The sequence below is a fragment of the Mesorhizobium sp. M0088 genome (genome assembly GCF_040322895.1).
GTDB lineage: Bacteria > Pseudomonadota > Alphaproteobacteria > Rhizobiales > Rhizobiaceae > Mesorhizobium.
The window spans coordinates 53,140-69,575 of the sequence record NZ_JAMYUI010000028.1; the positions used below are offsets into that span (position 1 = coordinate 53,140).

Consider the following 16,436-nt stretch of genomic DNA (forward strand, 5'->3'; position numbering starts at 1 on the left):
GTTGCGGCCAGCTAATGGAGTTGTTGTTGCGCGCGCTGAATTTCAAGTCGACCTTCTCGTCCAGGCCCGCCGGCGCGATCTCGCTGCTGATGATCGTTTCGGCACTGTCCGCCTGCCACACCTCCAAGATGATGGGCGATCTCAGCCCGAGCGAGACGCTGACGCAAGGTTACGTCATAGACCAGCAGGCAATCGACCTGGTGCCGGTCGGTTCGAGCCGCGAGCAGGTGCTTCTGGCGCTCGGCACGCCGTCGACGACCGCGACCTTCGACAACGAGGCATTCTATTACATTTCGCAGACGCGCAAGCGCTACGTCGCCTTCGACAAGCCACGGCTCATTGACCAGCATGTGCTGGCTGTCTATTTCGGCGCCGATGGCCGTGTCACCCAGATCGCCAATTACGGGAAGAAGGATGGCAAGATGTTCGACTTCATCTCGCGCACCACACCGACCGGCGGCAAGGACCAGAACTTCCTCAGCCAGGTCATCAACGGTGCCAGCAAGCTGGCGCCCGGCATTCCCGGCGGCGGCGTCTAATTCCCTTCGGCTTCCATTCCCGGAAGCCTCGTCATCTCAGGCGACCAAAAACCCGCGGGAGCGATCCTGCGGGTTTTTGTTATGGGTCACCAGTCAGGGCACGGCCACTGGCATGCTGCAGTGGCCACCACTGAAAACACGACGCTGGGTCCGGCATAAGGTGCTAGCGCACGCATTGCGAAAACCGAGCGAAAGCGAGCGCTGAAGGATCGTTTGGCTTTGCCTCAACAAAAAACCCGCGGGATCGCTCCCGCGGGTTTTTTCGGGCTGAAGCCTTGATCAGCCGTGCGCGAGCACCGCCAGCAGCAAGAGTGCGACGATGTTGGTGATCTTGATCGCCGGGTTGACGGCCGGGCCAGCGGTGTCCTTGTAGGGATCGCCGACCGTGTCGCCGGTCACCGAAGCCTTGTGCGCCTCGGAACCCTTGAGATGCTTGACGCCGTCCTTGTCGACAAAGCCGTCTTCGAAGGACTTCTTGGCGTTGTCCCAGGCACCGCCGCCAGAGGTCATCGAGATGGCGACGAACAGGCCATTGACGATGACGCCGAGCAACGAGGCACCCAGCGCTGCAAAGGCGGACGCCTTCGAGCCCGAGATCAACAGCACGCCGAAATAGACGACGAGCGGTGCCAGCACCGGCAGCAGCGACGGGATGATCATCTCGCGGATCGCCGCCTTGGTCAGAAGGTCGACCGCGCGTGCGTAGTTCGGCTTCGAGGTGCCGGCCATGATGCCCGGATCCTCGCGGAACTGCTTGCGCACTTCCTCAACGATGGCGCCCGCCGCGCGGCCGACGGCCGTCATGGCGATGCCGCCGAACAGATATGGGATCAAGCCGCCGAAGATCAGGCCGGCGACGACGTAGGGGTTGGAGAGATCGAAGGAGATCTCGCCCATGCCCTGGAAGTAGGGATATTTGTCGCCATTGGCGGCAAAGAACTTCAGGTCGTTCGAGTAGGCGGCAAACAGCACCAGTGCGCCGAGACCGGCCGAACCGATGGCGTAGCCCTTGGTCACCGCCTTGGTGGTGTTGCCGACCGCGTCGAGCGCGTCGGTGGACTGGCGCACTTCCTTGGGCAGGCCGGCCATTTCGGCAATGCCGCCGGCATTGTCGGTGACCGGGCCGAAGGCGTCGAGCGCAACGATCATGCCGGCAAGACCGAGCATCGTCGTGACCGCGATCGCCGTACCGAAGAGGCCGGCAAGCTGATAGGTCGAGATGATGCCGCCGACGATGACGATCGCCGGCAGCGCCGTCGATTCCAGCGAGACCGCAAGGCCCTGGATGACGTTGGTGCCGTGACCGGTGACCGACGCCTGAGCGATGGAGTTGACCGGGCGCTTGTTGGTGCCGGTGTAGTACTCGGTGATGACGACGATGAGACCGGTCACCACGAGGCCGATCAGGCCGCATATGAACAGGTTCTTGCCGGTGATGACCATGCCGGCGACTGTGCCGATCTCGCCCCAGCCGAGCGTCACCTGTGTGGCGACGCCGAGGCCGACGATGGACAGCAGGCCGGTGACGATCAGGCCCTTGTAGAGCGCGCCCATGATCGAGCCATTGGAACCGAGCTTGACGAAGAAGGTGCCGACGATCGAGGTGAGGATGCAGGCGCCGCAGATGGCGAGCGGATAAAGCATGGCCGCACCCAGAACGGCGGTGCCGCCAAAGAAGATGGCAGCCAGAACCATGGTGGCGACGACGGTCACCGCATAGGTTTCGAACAGGTCAGCGGCCATGCCGGCGCAGTCGCCGACATTGTCGCCGACATTGTCGGCGATCGTGGCCGGGTTGCGCGGATCGTCTTCGGGAATACCGGCTTCGACCTTGCCGACGAGATCGCCGCCGACGTCAGCGCCCTTGGTGAAGATACCGCCGCCGAGACGGGCGAAGATCGAGATCAGCGATGCGCCGAAGCCGAGCGAGACCAGCGAGTCGATGACGATGCGGTCATTGGGCTGGAGGCCCATGAAGTGGGTCAGGATGAGGTAGTAGATCGACACGCCGAGCAAGGCCAGGCCAGCAACCAGCATGCCGGTGATGGCGCCCGATTTGAACGCGATATCGAGGCCGGCAGCAAGGCTGTTCGATGCGGCCTGCGCCGTACGAACGTTGGCGCGAACGGAGACATGCATGCCGATGAAGCCGGCGGCGCCCGAAAGCACTGCACCGATCAGGAAGCCGATCGCGGCGGTGATGGACAGCAGCCACCAGGCGAGCACGAGGACGACGACGCCAACGATGGCGATGGTGGTGTACTGACGCGCCAGATAGGCCTGTGCGCCCTCGCGGATAGCCGCGGAGATTTCCTGCATGCGTGCATTGCCTTGATCGGCCGCAAGGACCGAACGTGTCGCCCAGATGGCGTAAAGGATTGAAAGCAGGCCGCAGGCGATGACGGCGGAAATAATTGTCATTGCCGGATTTTCCTCGATTGATGGCCCAAAAGAACCCCTCCCTGGGCCGTTGAGACAAAGACCGGATTCCGCGCACGGAATCCGCCTCTTCGCATCGGTGTATGCGAAACAGGGCTGCGAACGTCAAGATATTGTTCGGTTTTTGCCCGGCTTTCGCCTAAATGGTTAGACGGCGGCGTGCTTGGCAATGATGTCGCCTGATTAGATCGATTGAAATGACGCTGCGGCACTGAGCTGTCAGCTCCTCCCACCCGATCCGCTAGCCACGTGGAGCGTGAACGCGTCCGCCGGCGCCTATGCTTCTTTGCAAAGACCTGTAGGGTAGCCTATCTTCAGGATGGAACCGGAGCTAGCCCATGAATTTCAAAGCTATTATCCACGAAGCCGACGAAGGCGGGTTCTGGGCAGAGGTGCCGGCAATTCCGGGCTGCGCGACCCAGGGCGAAACCATGGAAGAACTTGTCCAGAATTTGCGTGAAGCGATCGAAGGCTGCCTCTCAGTAGAGCCGCTGTCATTCACGTCGGAGCCTGGGCGGATCGTGGAAATCGCTGTTTGAAGTCCATTTCCGGCAAGGAATTTGCGCGTGCCGTCGAACGGCAAGGCTGGAAGCTTTTGCGCATCGCCGGAAGCCACCACATCTATGGCAAGCAGGGAAGCATTGTTCGGCTTTCAATCCCTATTCATGCCAATAAACCGCTCAAAACCGGACTTCTACGACATCTCCTAGCGCTGGCTGAAATGAACGAGCGCGATATCTGAGATACTGTCGACTATTCGGCCTCTCTGCCCATGCGGCGCGCCGTGTAGCGCTCGATCGCCGACAGACCGTCATAGATCAGCACGGCAAGCGCTGCCACGATCAGGCCGCCCTGCAGGATGAAGGCGAGATTGTTGGACAACAGCCCGGCGATGATCACTTCGCCCAGCGTTTTGGCTGCCACGGTCGAACCGATGGTCGCGGTGGCAAGACTGATCACCACCGACAGCCTGATGCCGCCGAGAATGATCGGGGCGCTGAGCGGCAGCTCGACCTTGGTGAGCCTTTGCCAACCGGTCATGCCGGCGCCGCGCGCCGCCTCGACGACATTGGCCGGCAGCGTCGTCAGGCCGGTCAGTGCATTCTCGAAAATCGGCAGCAGGCCATAGAGAAACAGGGCGATCAGTGTCGGCTTCTCGCCGAAGCCGACGGCCGGTACGGCAAGCGCCAGCACCGCCACCGGCGGAAAGGTCTGACCGATGTTGACGAGGCTGCGCGATAGCGGCAGGAATTCGGCGCCGGCCGGCCTGGTGACCAGGATGGCAAGCGCCACCGCAACGATGGTTGCCGCCACGGTGGCGATCAGAACCGTGCGTAAGTGCAGCAGGGTCAGCGTCAGCAGGCTGCCCTGGTTGTAGATCACCGGCGCGTTGTTTTCGGTCAGCGGCTTCAGCAGCGGCACGAACCACCCGGGATTGGTGACGAAGGCGACAAGCAGCACCACCAATGCTAGCCTGAGCAGCGATGGAAGCCAGGCCTTCATGCCGGCCTCGCCGCACGCTTCACCAGCCCTTCGACGGTCACGCGGCCAAGCGGCTTGCCGTCGGCGCCTTTGACCGACAGCGCCGGCCGGCCCGACCACAACAATTCGGCCAGCGCGTCGCGCTGGCTCGCATCGCCGGGGATCGCCTCACCTTCGGCGGAGCCCTTCTCCACGGCATCGCGGACCCGGCCGAGCGACAGCAACCGGAACGGCCTTTCGCTGGCGCCAACCAGGGTCTCGACGAAGGCGCTTGCCGGCTTTGCCAGGATCTCGGCCGGCTTGGCGTATTGCACCAGCTTGCCGGCATCCATGACCGCGATCTTGTCGCCCATATGCACGGCCTCTTCCATGTCGTGGGTGACGAGGATGATGGTGGTGCCGAAGCGCTTCTGGATCGCCAGCAGATCTTCCTGCGCCTTGGTGCGGATGATCGGGTCGAGGGCGCCGAACGGTTCGTCCATCAACAGCACGTTGGGTTCGGCGGCGAGTGCGCGGGCAACACCGACGCGCTGCTGCTGGCCGCCGGACAGTTCGTGCGGGTAGCGAGGCCCGAAGGCTTCGGGATCGAGCTGATAGAGCGTCATCAGCTCGTCGACCCGGGCCTTGATACGGTCCTTGTCCCAGCCAAGCAGCACCGGCACGGTGGCAATGTTCTGTGCCACCGTGCGATGCGGAAACAGGCCGTGCCCCTGGATAGCGTAGCCGATGCTGCGGCGCAGCTCGTAGCCGGGCAGCGAACGATTGTCGGCGCCGTCGAGCTTGATGATGCCCGAGGTCGGCTCGACCAGCCGGTTGATCATGCGCAGCAGCGTCGTCTTGCCGGAACCGGACGTGCCGACAATGACGGCGATGGTGCGCGGCTCGATAACCATCGACACGTCATCGACCACGGTCGTCGCGTCATAGCGCTTGGTGATGCTTTCGATCTCGATCATGCCGTTTCAACCCTGCGCCTGGTGTCGGTCATTTCGATCACCGCATCGAGGATGATGGCGGCGGCAAAGGCGAGCGCGACCGTTGGCACCGCGCCAAGCAGCACAAGGTCCATCGCCGTCTGGCCCACACCCTGGAAGACGAACACGCCGAAACCGCCGCCGCCGATCAGCGCGGCAATGGTGGCGAGGCCGATGTTCTGCACCAAGACGATGCGGATGCCGGTGAGGATGACAGGAAAAGCCAGCGGAAACTCGACGCCGAACAGGCGCTGCCTGTCGGTCATGCCCATGCCGCGCGCCGCGTCGTTGGCCGCGCGCGGCACGCCGGCCAGACCGACCACGGTGTTGGCCACCACCGGCAGCAGCGAGTAAAGGAACAGCGCCACAAAAGCCGGTGCGGTGCCGATGCCGCGAATGCCGAGCGCGGCAGCTCCCGGCACATGCGTGGCAACCCAGCCGAGCGGCGCGATCAAAAGGCCGAACAGCGCGATCGAGGGAATGGTCTGGATGATATTGAGCACGGTGAGAACACCGGCGCGCAGACTTTCGAAACGATGGCAGAGAATGCCGAGTGGCAGGCCGACGACCACCGCCGCAAGCAGCGACCCTAGCGCCAGCGTTACATGCTTGGAGCCCTCTACCCAGAAACTGTCGGCGCGGTTGAAATATTCCTTCAGGATCGACAGATTGTCCCAGCTTCCCGAAATCAACAGCAGCCCGATCGCCAAAGCCGCGACCACAAGCACGCCAACCCGCGCCAATGGCGACAGGTTCAGCCTTGTCAGCACGTCGGCGAGCAAAAGCGTGAAGGCAAAGATCAGAATCCAGAAACCGGAGGCTGGCGAAACTCTGGCGAAGGTGTTGCCCGCCGGCGTGAGAAATGTTCCGGCGACACCGATCAGCAGCGCGAGCGCGGCAAGCGCCATCACGCTGGCGGCAAGGCGCAGCACGAGTGGTGTCTTGAACAGCGCAATGAGTGCCGCGGCGACAATGATGGCGAGCAGCAGCGTTCCGGTCGTTGCCGGCAGCGCCTCGAGAATCGAGCGCGCCTGGCCGGGGACGATGCGGTTGGCACGGAACGTGGCAAAGGGGGCGGCGAAGGCCGCATATGCTGATATCGCGGCGATGACCACGCCGAGCTTGTCGAAGCGGATGTTCACGCCCTGCCCCGTCAGTCGATCCGGCGCGCCACGAAAGCGGCGCGCCGGAATCGTCCTACTTCAGGAAGCCGTTCTTCTTCAGGAAGTCCTCGGCGACGCCCTTGACCGGCTCGCCGCCGACCTGAACGCGACCGTTCAGTTCCTGCAGGGTGACGAGGTCGAGCTTGGCGAAAACCGGCTTCAGCAGCGTCTCGATCTCGGGATGCTCCTTCAGCACCGCTTCGCGGATGATCGGCGCCGGCTGGTAGACCGGCTGCACGCCCTTGTCGTCGTCGAGCACGACGAGCCCGGACGGTGCGATGCCGCCATCGGTGCCGTAGACCATGGCCGCATTGGCGCCATTGGTCTGGTTGGCGGCCGCTGCGATGGTTGCCGCCGTGTCGCCGCCCGAGAGGGTGATCAATTGCTCAGGCTTCAGCGTGAAGCCATAGGTGGTCTGGAAAGCCGGAAGTGCGGCCGCCGAATTGACGAACTCGGCGGAAGCCGCCAGCACCACCTGACCGCCGCCCGCGACATATTTGCCGAAGTCGGTAAGCGTGGCGAGCTTGTTGGTCTCGGCGACTTCCTTGCGAAGCGCGATCGCCCAGGTGTTGTTTGCGGGCGACGGCGACAGCCAGACGATCTTGTTGGCGTCGTAGTCGAGCTTCTTGGCCGTTTCATAGGCCTTGGCGGCGTCTTTCCAGACCGGGTCGTCGGCCTTTTCGAAGAAGAAAGCGGCGTTGCCGGTATATTCGGGATAGATGTCGATCTCGCCGGCGGTGATCGCCTTGCGCACCACCGGCGTGCCACCGAGCTGGATACGGTCCGATGTCTTGATGTTGTTGGCGTTGAGCACGAGCTGGATGATGTTACCCAGCACGCCGCCCTCTGTGTCGATCTTCGAAGAGACAACCACCTGGGCATTGGCGGAAGCCACCGTGATGCCGAGCGCCAATGCCGCGCCGGCCAGAAACTTGACTGAAAACATTGTGGAACCCCTTGCTATGAACCGAAACGCGGTGACCGCATATGAGCATGGCTTCAACGGCCAGTCGGGGCACACGGTTTCATAACAATAGGTACAGACGCAATATTTTTGTTCCGAAGCGGTAAATTCGGCCGACATCGTGCTGACAGCGCCGTGTCAGGTGAAACGGCGATGGATCAGGCTTCGGCTTTGCGCAAGCTCGTCAGCTTGAGCGCGCCGAGCGCCACGAAGCACAGGACGGTAACCGGAAAGACTATCCAGTTCAGCATCTCCCAGCCCCAGGCGTTGTAGACCATGCCCGACATCAGCGAGGCGCAGGCGACGGAGCCGAACAGGACGAAGTCGTGGAAGCCTTGCACTTTGCCCTTTTCCGACGGCCGGTAGGTGGCGGCAACCATCGCGGTCGCGCCAATGAAGCCGAAGTTCCAGCCAAGGCCCAGCAGGATCAGCGACGTCCAGAACTGCCACAGCGCCAGGCCCGACAGAGCGACAATGGCGCAGCCGATGAGCAGGATCAGGCCTGTGGCCACAATGCGTTCGGCGCCGAAGCGATGGATCAGCGAGCCGGTGAAGAAGCTTGGCGCGAACATCGCCATGACGTGCCAGGAGATGCCGAGCGTCGCGTCGTTTTCCGAAAGGCCGCAACCGACCATGGCCAGCGGTGCGCCCGTCATGACGAAGCTCATCAGCGCATAGCTGCCGACCGCGCAGAAAAGCGCGGCGACGAAACGCGGCTGCGTGATGATTTCAGCCAGTGGTCTGGCGTCGCTGTCGGCGATCTCCACCTTGCCGGATGCTTTCGCCGGCAGCCGCAGGAACGACAGGATGATGGCGCCGACGGCGGCCAGCGGCAGGATGGAGATGAACGAACCGGCAAACATGACCGGCGCAAGCAATTCGCGGGTGAAGATGACGATCTGCGGCCCGAGGATGGCGGTGACGACGCCGCCGGCCAGCACGAAGGAGATGGCGCGCGCCTTGAATTCAGGCGGTGCGTTGTCGGCGGCGGCAAAGCGGAACTGCTGGACGAAGGCGCCGCCGACACCGATCGTGAGCAAGCCGAAGGCAAACAGCCAGAAGCCGCCCTGAAAAAGCGCCAAGGAGGCGATCAGGCCACCAAGCGCCGTGACGATCGTGCCGGTCATGAAGCCGCTTCGCTGGCCCATGCTGCGGATGATGGCCGCTGCAGGCAGCGCGCCGAGCGCCACGCCGATGTTGAAGCCGGTGATCGGCGCTGTCGCCAATGACTTGTCGGGACCAAGCAGATATTGCCCGGCCAGCGCGCCCACGGAGATGGCGATGGGGGCCGCCGAGCCGATGATCGCCTGCGAGGCGGCGAGGATCAGCGCGGTGCGGCGCGCCTCCTGACCGGTCTCGAGGGCGATCGCCGTCATGATGCGTCCTTGCCGCGCCCCTCGCCACGCACCCGGCGAGACACACGGTCGAGCACGGCATTGACCAGCTTCGGCTCGTCTTCCTCGTAGAAGGCCTTGGCGATGTCGACATATTCGGAGACGATGACGGCGACGGGTACATCCTCGCGCTTCATCAGTTCGTAGACGCCGGCGCGCAGGATGGCGCGCAGCGTCGAATCCAGCCGCGACAGGGGCCAGTCCTCGGTCAGCGCCTGGCGGATGATCGGATCGATGGTCTTCTGGTTCTCGACGACACCCGCCAGGATGGCGCGAAACCATTGCGCATCGGCCTCGCGATAGAGCGCGCCGTCAACTTCCTTGCCGAGACGAAAGGCCTCATATTCGGCGGTGATCTCGAAGACACCGCTGCCGGCGACATCCATCTGATAGAGCGCCTGCACGGCGGCCAGACGGGCAGCGCCGCGCTTGTTGGCGTGGCGCACCGTGGGCTGGCCGGGCGAAGCGGGTTCGCTCACGATCGCGCTCCCAATTGTTCCTTGAGGGCAATCATGGTCAGCGCCGCACGCGCGGCAAAGCCGCCCTTGTCGCCTTCCGAGCGCTTGGCGCGAGTCCAGGCCTGGGCGTCATTCTCGGTGGTGAGGATGCCGTTGCCGATGCAGACAGAGTCCTGCACGCTCAAATCCATGAGCGCTCGGCTGGATTCATTGGCGACAATGTCGAAATGATAGGTGTCGCCGCGGACGACGGTGCCGAGCGCGACAAAGCCATCATAATGTGTGCCGCCTTCCGTTGCGCCGTCCAGTGCAAAGGTGATCACCGCGGGGATCTCGAGCGAACCTGGAACGGTGACGACATCATAAGTCGCGCCCGCTTCATCGAGCGCGCTTGTCGCGCCATCGAGCAGCGCGTCGGCAAGGTCGTCGTGAAAGCGCGCTTCGACAATGAGCAGATGCGCCTTCGCCTTCGGACGAATGAAGGCTTTGCCGTGTTGGGATGTACCAGCCATAAAAGTCTCCGGGGAGTTGCCGGTGACTTAGGCCGAAGCCGGGTTCATCGCAAGCGAAGATGTTGCGCACGCCCGGTTTGCCGACCTATTCAGGTTCACCAACCTCGTTTTTGAGATGGCCGTCGAGGCTCTCAACCCAAGCCAGCACGGCCTGATGATCAATCACACGACCAGCGTCCACATCGGCCAAGGCCTCGAGCGTCCGTCGCCGGTATTCCTCTTCCGGCACAGCCGAGATCCGTCTATTCCTGACCATCAAAGCCCCTCTTTCGTGGCCTCCACCAGCCGCGCCGCGTAGCGGGCCATGGTATCGATCTCGAGATTGACGCGGTCACCGACCTTGCGCTCACCCCAAGTGGTCACGGTCAGCGAATGGTGGATCAAAAGCACGTCGAAGCGCGCGCCTTCGACCTTGTTGACGGTGAGCGAGGTGCCGTCGAGCGCAACCGAACCCTTGGGCGCGATGAACTTCGCCAGGTCGCGCGGCGCCTCCAGCGTGAAGCGCACCGCGTCGCCCTCATCCTTGCGCTCGACGATCTCGGCCATGCCGTCGACATGGCCCGAAACGATGTGGCCGCCGAGTTCGTCGCCGATCTTCAGCGCCCGCTCCAGATTGACCTTGGTGCCGGATTTCCAGCCCGAGGCCGTCGTCAGCCTGAGCGCCTCTTCCCAAGCCTCGACCTCGAACCAGCGCGCATTCGAGCCGCTGTCGGGCAAGGCCGTCACCGTCAGGCAGACGCCGCCGCAGGAGATCGAGGCGCCGATGGCGATGGTCTGCGGGTCATAGGCTGTGTCGATGCGCAGCCCCACCCCTTCCTTGAGCGGCTTGACGGAAGCGACAGTGCCGACATCGGTGACAATTCCGGTAAACATCGGTGTTGATCCCTAGAGGTCTCTTATCCACTCGGCGTAGCTGTCTTCGCCGAAACGCATCTCGCGCAGCTTGCGAAATCCTGCCGGGATATGGTCAGCGTCAACAGGCGATGCAATGCCGTCGTCGCCGATCGCTTCCGGCCCCTGGAACAGCACAATACGGTCGACCAGCCCATCGGCCAGGAAGGCGCTCGCCACCTTGGCGCCGCCCTCGACCAGCACGCTGGCCATGCCGAGCGCGGCCAGATCCTCGAGCAATTCCGGCAAGGCTACGCCGCCCTCGTGCGTCTCGGTGCCGATGAAGCGCACGCCGGCGCGCTCGAGTGCTGCGCGCCGCAGCGGATCGGCCTCCAGGCAGGCGGCGATATAGAGCGGCACCCGGTCGACGCCAGAAACCAGCTTCGAGGCCTCCGGCAACCGGATCTGCCGGTCGAGCACGATGCGGGCAGGCGAACGGTTCTCCAGCCCCGGCAAACGCACCGTCAGGGCCGGATCGTCCTCAAGGGCCGTGCCGATACCAACCAGTATGCCATCCGCCTCGGCCCGCATCAGATACACTTCGCGGCGCGCGATATCTCCGGTGATCGACACCTGCCCACCGCCTTCCCTGCCGATCTTGCCGTCGCTGGAAAGCGCAAGCTTGAGAATCACTTCCGGGCGTTTTCTCAACGAACGAATCAAATAGCCGGCCATCTGCTCGGCGGCTTGCTCGGCCAACACCTTCTCGACCACCTCGACACCGGCGGCACGCAGGATCGCGTAGCCCTTGCCGGACACGCGCGAATCGGGATCGCTGGCCGCACCGACGACGCGCGCGACACCGGCATTGACCAGCGCGTTGGCGCAAGGCGGCGTGCGGCCGTGATGGGCGCAAGGTTCCAGCGTGACGTAAGCGGTGGCGCCGCGCGCGAGCTCGCCGGCCTCGGCCAGGGCCTCGGTCTCGGCATGCGGGCGGCCGCCGACAGCGGTGACGCCGGTGCCGACGATCATCGGACCGTTGCCGTCATCGCGTACGATCAGCGTGCCGACGGACGGGTTGGTCGCGGTGCGCCCGGCATTTTTTCGCGACAGTCTGAGTGCCGCCGCCATGAAGCGGCGATCAAGGGCGGCCTGTTCGCTTGCAGTCATGCTCAGCTGGCTTCCTCTTCACCCTTGATTTCGTCGCCCTTGAGCTCGCCCAGCAATTCATGGAAATCCTTGGCCTCGCGAAAATTGCGGTAGACCGAGGCGAAGCGGACATAGGCGACATCGTCGAGCGACTTCAGCGCTTCCATGACCAGCCGGCCGACTTCTCCCGAAGCAACCTCCGTCTCGCCGGAACTTTCGAGCTGGCGCACGATGCCGGTCACCGCGCGGTCGATGCGCTCGGGGTCGACATTGCGCTTGCGCACGGCGATCTCCACCGAACGCAGCAGCTTGTCGCGGTCGAAAGGCACTTTGCGGCCCGATTTCTTGACCACGACGAGGTCGCGCAACTGCACGCGCTCGAAGGTGGTGAAGCGACCGCCGCAATCGGGGCAGACACGCCGCCTGCGGATCGCCGCGCCATCCTCTGCGGGGCGCGAATCCTTCACCTGCGTATCTTCTGACTGGCAATAGGGACAGCGCATGGAGAAGCCTTTGGTTGGCGAATCTGGTGAAGCGAAAGGCTTAGAGGTTTTTGCAGCGATGGCAAAGTGTCGCCAACAGCCCCTCGCCCTTCAGAGATAGCGAGGCGCAAGCAGGATTGCCAGCCTCGCCAGCCAGCCGCACCGCGTACCGATGTCTTCAGGGAGCTACGTCGGCGGTCGGGAATCCGCACGATGCACCGAGGCTGCGATAGGCCTTGGTGAAGCCGTCCATGGATATGCTTCCAACAGGCGCGTCGCCAAAGGAGACATCAAGCACCGATGCCCGGCGCATGGCGCGCAGGAGCGCCAGGCTGATCTTGGCCTGATTGTCCACGGTCCAGCTGAGCCGGCCGTGGACGGCGCCATCGGAATGGAGTTTGGCGGCGACACGGCCCTTGTCGTCGCCGAAGGTGGCGGCAATCGACTTGCCGGCCGGCAGACCCTTGTTGTCGACGGCGATGGTTATGGAGGGGTAGGCATCCGGCGGCAGTGCATCGCCGTTCGTGATGACGAGCGTCAAGGTACCGGGCACGCCGCCCGCGCCGATAAAGGCGGTCGAGGCAGCGCAGGTCTTGCGCAGATCCTCACCGGTGTCGACCTCGTCGACCAGGGTCGACCATCTGCCGAACGTTTCGAGCTTGGGTGCCACCTGGGCGGGCGCCGCCGGCTCGGCCTGAGGTGCGGGTTGAGCGGGCGCTGGTTGAGCAGAGGCGGTTTGCGCCAAGGCGATGCCGGGAAAGGCACGGCGATCAAAGCGGCCAGAGCGCCAACGGCACCAAGGTCGGCGAAACGAAATGGTCGCATCATCAAGGCTCCTGCCGGTCGCCCCGGCCTGCTGAAACGGCGCTTGTCGTTGCAGCAGGCGGTAAGACTTCCTATCGCGTCAGCCGAGATAGGGATAGAGCGGGAAGCGATCGGTCAGCGCCACGACCTTGGCCTTGACCGCAGCTTCGACAGCGGCATTGCCCTCGTCGGAATTCGCAACCTTGAGACCGTCCAGCACTTCGGCGATCAGCTTGCCGATCTCGCGGAATTCGGCCTGGCCGAAGCCGCGCGTGGTGCCGGCCGGGGTGCCGAGACGCACGCCCGAGGTGACGAAAGGCTTTTCCGGGTCGAACGGGATGCCGTTCTTGTTGCAAGTAATGTTGGCGCGGCCGAGCGCCGCCTCGGCGCGCTTGCCGGTGGCGTTCTTGGGCCTGAGGTCGACCAGCATGAGATGGTTGTCGGTGCCGCCGGAGACGATGTCGAGACCGGTTTCCTTGAGGCTGGAGGCGAGCGCCTTGGCGTTGGCGGCGACGCTCTCGGCATAGACCTTGAAGCTCGGCTTCAGCGCTTCGCCGAAGGCGACAGCCTTGGCGGCGATGACATGCATCAGCGGGCCGCCCTGTAGGCCGGGGAACACCGCCGAATTCATCTTCTTGGCGATGTCCTCGTCATTACACAGGATCATGCCGCCGCGCGGGCCGCGCAGCGACTTGTGCGTCGTAGTGGTCACGACATGGGCGTGCGGCAGCGGCGACGGATGCACGCCGCCGGCGACCAGGCCGGCGATGTGCGCCATGTCGACCATCAGATAGGCGCCGACCGCATCGGCGATCTCGCGAAACCGCTTCCAGTCCCAGACGCGCGAATAGGCGGTGCCGCCGGCCAGGATCAGCTTCGGCTTGGTCTCATGCGCGGTCTTCTCGATGGCATCCATGTCGAGCAGATGGTCGTCCTGGCGCACGCCATAGGAGACGACCTTGAACCATTTACCGCTCATGTTGACCGGCGAACCATGGGTCAGATGGCCGCCGGAATTGAGGTCGAGGCCCATGAACGTGTCGCCCGGCTGCAAAAGCGCTAGGAACACCGCCTGGTTCATCTGGCTGCCGGAATTCGGCTGGACGTTTGCGAAGTTGCAGCCGAACAGCTTCTTGGCGCGCTCGATGGCCAGTTCCTCGGCCACGTCGACGAACTGGCAGCCGCCATAATAGCGCTTGCCGGGATAGCCCTCGGCGTACTTGTTGGTCATGATCGAGCCCTGCGCTTCAAGCACGGCGCGGGAAACAATGTTTTCCGAGGCGATCAGCTCGATCTCGTGGCGCTGGCGACCGAGTTCGTTGCGGATGGCGCCGAAAATCTCCGGATCGGCGTCTGCCAGCGTGGTTTCGAAGAAGGATTCGAACTTGTTCGACACTGCCGCTGCTGTTGCCATGGCCTGAAATCCTCGGGGTTCGGGGGCAATTTTGATTTATGCAAGCCGTTGTCCCAAAACCGCTGCACACTTTTGGGCGACTTGCATTTGCCGCGCCATTAACACAGTTGTTTTCGCCCCGCCACGTTTGCGGCGCGAAATTTGCTGGCCGGATTGCGCCAGCCAGGCCCGCGGGCCGCTATTTCCTCGCCTTGCGGCCTTTCAGCAGTGCCTCGGTGAGCGTGATTTCGGCAAACAGCGCCTGCGACGTATGGTCGTTGATCTCGCCGCTGCGAAACATGGCGCGCACGGCCTCGCGCTCGGCTTCGATGCCGGCAGATCTCAATTCGAGTTCCAGCCTTCCGGCTTCGCGCGCCTCAGCGCGGGCCTCATCGGCTTCGTCCGAGGCGGCGATGCGGCGCCGGTAGCCGGCGACAATGCTGTCAGCAGCGGCAAGCCTGGCGCCGGGCACCTCGCCTCCCTCATCATCGGCGGCTCCGGCAATGCTCTCGATGCGCGCGATTGCCGCCTTGGCGGCGCCCACGCGCGCCAGGCGCTCCTCGGCGGCGCCGGCATCCTCACCGGGCTCGACCAGCCCCCTGGCGATCGTCGGCAGAGCGAGGCTAGCGATGACCAGCGAGCAGATGATGACGCCGGCGGCCAGGAAAATGACCAGGTCGCGCGCCGGAAACGGCGAGCCGTCCGGCATGGCGAGCGGCAGTGACAGGATGCCGGCCAGCGTAATGGCGCCACGCACGCCGGCCACCGAACCGGCGAGCCGCACGCGCAGCCCGAACGGCTCCACCTTGCGCTTGCCCAGACGCGCAGCGATGCCGGCCGCGATATCGCCCACCCAAATCCATAGGAAGCGCAACGCGATCAGGCACAGCGTCAGCGCGATGACGGTCGCGATCGGCTGGATGATCGGGTGCAGGCTCATGAGTTCCGGCGGCACATGGCGGATGATGTCGGGAAGTTGGAGCCCAAGCACGATGAAGAGAGCACCGTTGAAAACGAAGGAAAGCGTCGTCCACAGCGACATCGTCTGCATGCGCGCCGAGACGCCGAGGAAGCGAAACACGCCGGAGCCGCCGGTGAGCAGGCCGGCGGTGACAGCCGCCAGGATGCCGGAAGCTCCGACATGCTCGGCGCCGAGATAGGCTATGAAGGGCAGCAGGACCATCACCAGCACCCTGCGCTTCGGCCGGCACGCCGCCGATCCGGTTGAGCAATTGCAGCAGCTTGGCGGCAACGAACAGCGCCGCCACGCCGATCAGGATGCCGATCGCCACGGCATAGAGAAAACTGAGCGAAGCCGCGGCAAGGGAAAAGCTGCCGGTCAGCACCGCCGCCACGGCAAAGCGGAACATGACCAGCCCCGACGCATCGTTGAGCAGCGACTCGCCTTCCAGAATGTGCATCAGCCGGGCCGGGACGACATTCCTGTCGACGATCGAGGACACCGCCACCGCGTCGGTCGGCGACAGCACCGCGGCAAGCGCAAAAGCGACCACCAGAGGGATGCTCGGCACCAGCCAATGCAAGGCGTAGCCGAAGCCGACGATGGTGAAGAAGACCAGCCCTATGGCCAGATCCAGGATCGGTCCGCGCAGCGCCATCAGTTCACGCTTCGGTGCGCCATAGGCATCGCCGAACAGCAGCGGCGGAATGAACACCAGCAGAAACAGTTCCGGATTGATCTCGACATGGATGCCACGCACCGGCCACGCAAGCGCGGCACCGATCGCAATCTGCAGCACCGGCAACGGCACCCGTACCAGGCGAACCAGAGCGCCGGAAAGCGCCACGAAGACGAGCACGACCAGAATGAAGACGGCGACTTCCATGGTCC

At 63.9% G+C, this 16,436-nt stretch carries 16 protein-coding genes and 2 pseudogenes; 3 read left to right on the top strand and 15 right to left on the bottom strand.

What is annotated here, in order from left to right; all coding sequences use genetic code 11:
* Positions 1 to 26 precede the first annotated feature (26 nt).
* Entirely contained in the window at positions 27 to 539 is a 513-nt protein-coding gene (locus NKJ67_RS28315; RefSeq protein WP_127267855.1) for an outer membrane protein assembly factor BamE, read from the top strand.
* A 279-nt stretch (positions 540 to 818) separates the two neighbouring features.
* Here the strand turns inward: NKJ67_RS28315 and NKJ67_RS28320 are convergent, their stop codons facing one another.
* Positions 819 to 2,960: a sodium-translocating pyrophosphatase gene (locus tag NKJ67_RS28320; RefSeq protein WP_127267856.1), complete on the bottom strand. Its 2,142-nt coding sequence runs from the start codon at positions 2,958 to 2,960 to the stop codon at positions 819 to 821.
* Between the two features lie 356 nt (positions 2,961 to 3,316).
* Between NKJ67_RS28320 and NKJ67_RS28325 the strand changes: the two genes are divergently transcribed.
* Together NKJ67_RS28325 and NKJ67_RS28330 are read left to right on the top strand one after the other, a co-directional pair.
* Positions 3,317 to 3,517, top strand: coding sequence for a type II toxin-antitoxin system HicB family antitoxin (locus NKJ67_RS28325; RefSeq protein WP_127329711.1), 201 nt, complete (start codon positions 3,317 to 3,319; stop codon positions 3,515 to 3,517).
* Positions 3,514 to 3,720, top strand: a complete 207-nt coding sequence (locus tag NKJ67_RS28330) for a type II toxin-antitoxin system HicA family toxin (RefSeq protein WP_127396164.1) — start codon at positions 3,514 to 3,516, stop codon at positions 3,718 to 3,720. Before NKJ67_RS28325 ends, NKJ67_RS28330 begins: the two co-directional genes overlap by 4 nt.
* A gap of 11 nt (positions 3,721 to 3,731) precedes the next feature.
* Here NKJ67_RS28330 and NKJ67_RS28335 read toward each other — a convergent pair whose 3' ends face one another.
* From NKJ67_RS28335 to NKJ67_RS28400, 14 genes and pseudogenes are all read right to left on the bottom strand, one after another.
* On the bottom strand, positions 3,732 to 4,481 hold the full coding sequence (locus NKJ67_RS28335; RefSeq protein ID WP_127329715.1) for an ABC transporter permease: 750 nt from the start codon (positions 4,479 to 4,481) through the stop codon (positions 3,732 to 3,734).
* A complete protein-coding gene (locus NKJ67_RS28340) occupies positions 4,478 to 5,416 on the bottom strand; it encodes an ABC transporter ATP-binding protein (protein WP_352584477.1) in 939 nt (312 codons plus the stop codon). The genes NKJ67_RS28335 and NKJ67_RS28340 overlap by 4 nt, the downstream gene beginning before the upstream one ends.
* Positions 5,413 to 6,576, bottom strand: a complete 1,164-nt coding sequence (locus NKJ67_RS28345; RefSeq protein WP_352584479.1) for an ABC transporter permease — start codon at positions 6,574 to 6,576, stop codon at positions 5,413 to 5,415. Before NKJ67_RS28345 ends, NKJ67_RS28340 begins: the two co-directional genes overlap by 4 nt.
* A 55-nt stretch (positions 6,577 to 6,631) precedes the next feature.
* Complete coding sequence (gene osmF, locus NKJ67_RS28350) at positions 6,632 to 7,543, bottom strand: glycine betaine ABC transporter substrate-binding protein OsmF (RefSeq protein ID WP_127322450.1); 912 nt, start codon at positions 7,541 to 7,543, stop codon at positions 6,632 to 6,634.
* Positions 7,544 to 7,719: 176 nt separating this feature from the next.
* On the bottom strand, positions 7,720 to 8,937 hold the full coding sequence (locus NKJ67_RS28355; RefSeq protein WP_127810700.1) for an MFS transporter: 1,218 nt from the start codon (positions 8,935 to 8,937) through the stop codon (positions 7,720 to 7,722).
* Complete coding sequence (gene nusB, locus NKJ67_RS28360; RefSeq protein WP_127322245.1) at positions 8,934 to 9,434, bottom strand: transcription antitermination factor NusB; 501 nt, start codon at positions 9,432 to 9,434, stop codon at positions 8,934 to 8,936. The genes NKJ67_RS28355 and nusB overlap by 4 nt, the downstream gene beginning before the upstream one ends.
* Positions 9,431 to 9,925: a 6,7-dimethyl-8-ribityllumazine synthase gene (ribH, locus tag NKJ67_RS28365; RefSeq protein WP_013532245.1), complete on the bottom strand. Its 495-nt coding sequence runs from the start codon at positions 9,923 to 9,925 to the stop codon at positions 9,431 to 9,433. Before ribH ends, nusB begins: the two co-directional genes overlap by 4 nt.
* 85 nt (positions 9,926 to 10,010) lie before the next feature.
* Positions 10,011 to 10,148: pseudogene (locus tag NKJ67_RS28370) on the bottom strand (hypothetical protein); the annotation flags it as partial.
* A gap of 32 nt (positions 10,149 to 10,180) precedes the next feature.
* Positions 10,181 to 10,798, bottom strand: coding sequence for a riboflavin synthase (locus NKJ67_RS28375; RefSeq protein ID WP_352584483.1), 618 nt, complete (start codon positions 10,796 to 10,798; stop codon positions 10,181 to 10,183).
* Positions 10,799 to 10,810: 12 nt separating this feature from the next.
* Positions 10,811 to 11,926: a bifunctional diaminohydroxyphosphoribosylaminopyrimidine deaminase/5-amino-6-(5-phosphoribosylamino)uracil reductase RibD gene (gene ribD, locus NKJ67_RS28380; protein ID WP_352584485.1), complete on the bottom strand. Its 1,116-nt coding sequence runs from the start codon at positions 11,924 to 11,926 to the stop codon at positions 10,811 to 10,813.
* A gap of 2 nt (positions 11,927 to 11,928) precedes the next feature.
* Entirely contained in the window at positions 11,929 to 12,408 is a 480-nt protein-coding gene (nrdR, locus tag NKJ67_RS28385; protein ID WP_023810227.1) for a transcriptional regulator NrdR, read from the bottom strand.
* A gap of 157 nt (positions 12,409 to 12,565) precedes the next feature.
* Entirely contained in the window at positions 12,566 to 13,057 is a 492-nt protein-coding gene (locus tag NKJ67_RS28390) for a hypothetical protein (RefSeq protein ID WP_352584487.1), read from the bottom strand.
* A gap of 234 nt (positions 13,058 to 13,291) precedes the next feature.
* Positions 13,292 to 14,605, bottom strand: a complete 1,314-nt coding sequence (gene glyA, locus NKJ67_RS28395) for a serine hydroxymethyltransferase (RefSeq protein ID WP_013532252.1) — start codon at positions 14,603 to 14,605, stop codon at positions 13,292 to 13,294.
* Between the two features lie 178 nt (positions 14,606 to 14,783).
* Positions 14,784 to 16,431 (bottom strand): annotated as a pseudogene (locus tag NKJ67_RS28400) (Na+/H+ antiporter).
* Positions 16,432 to 16,436: the final 5 nt, after the last annotated feature.

What these genes read in the sequence shown, in the direction of transcription:
- NKJ67_RS28375 (WP_352584483.1), bottom strand. Translation starts at nt 10,798, where the DNA reads ATGTTTACCGGAATTGTCACCGATGTCGGCACTGTCGCTTCCGTCAAG.
- NKJ67_RS28335 (WP_127329715.1), bottom strand. Translation starts at nt 4,481, where the DNA reads ATGAAGGCCTGGCTTCCATCGCTGCTCAGGCTAGCATTGGTGGTGCTG.
- osmF (WP_127322450.1), bottom strand. Translation starts at nt 7,543, where the DNA reads ATGTTTTCAGTCAAGTTTCTGGCCGGCGCGGCATTGGCGCTCGGCATC.
- NKJ67_RS28325 (WP_127329711.1), top strand. Translation starts at nt 3,317, where the DNA reads ATGAATTTCAAAGCTATTATCCACGAAGCCGACGAAGGCGGGTTCTGG.
- ribD (WP_352584485.1), bottom strand. Translation starts at nt 11,926, where the DNA reads ATGACTGCAAGCGAACAGGCCGCCCTTGATCGCCGCTTCATGGCGGCG.
- NKJ67_RS28355 (WP_127810700.1), bottom strand. Translation starts at nt 8,937, where the DNA reads ATGACGGCGATCGCCCTCGAGACCGGTCAGGAGGCGCGCCGCACCGCG.
- NKJ67_RS28320 (WP_127267856.1), bottom strand. Translation starts at nt 2,960, where the DNA reads ATGACAATTATTTCCGCCGTCATCGCCTGCGGCCTGCTTTCAATCCTT.
- nrdR (WP_023810227.1), bottom strand. Translation starts at nt 12,408, where the DNA reads ATGCGCTGTCCCTATTGCCAGTCAGAAGATACGCAGGTGAAGGATTCG.
- glyA (WP_013532252.1), bottom strand. Translation starts at nt 14,605, where the DNA reads ATGGCAACAGCAGCGGCAGTGTCGAACAAGTTCGAATCCTTCTTCGAA.
- NKJ67_RS28340 (WP_352584477.1), bottom strand. Translation starts at nt 5,416, where the DNA reads ATGATCGAGATCGAAAGCATCACCAAGCGCTATGACGCGACGACCGTG.
- ribH (WP_013532245.1), bottom strand. Translation starts at nt 9,925, where the DNA reads ATGGCTGGTACATCCCAACACGGCAAAGCCTTCATTCGTCCGAAGGCG.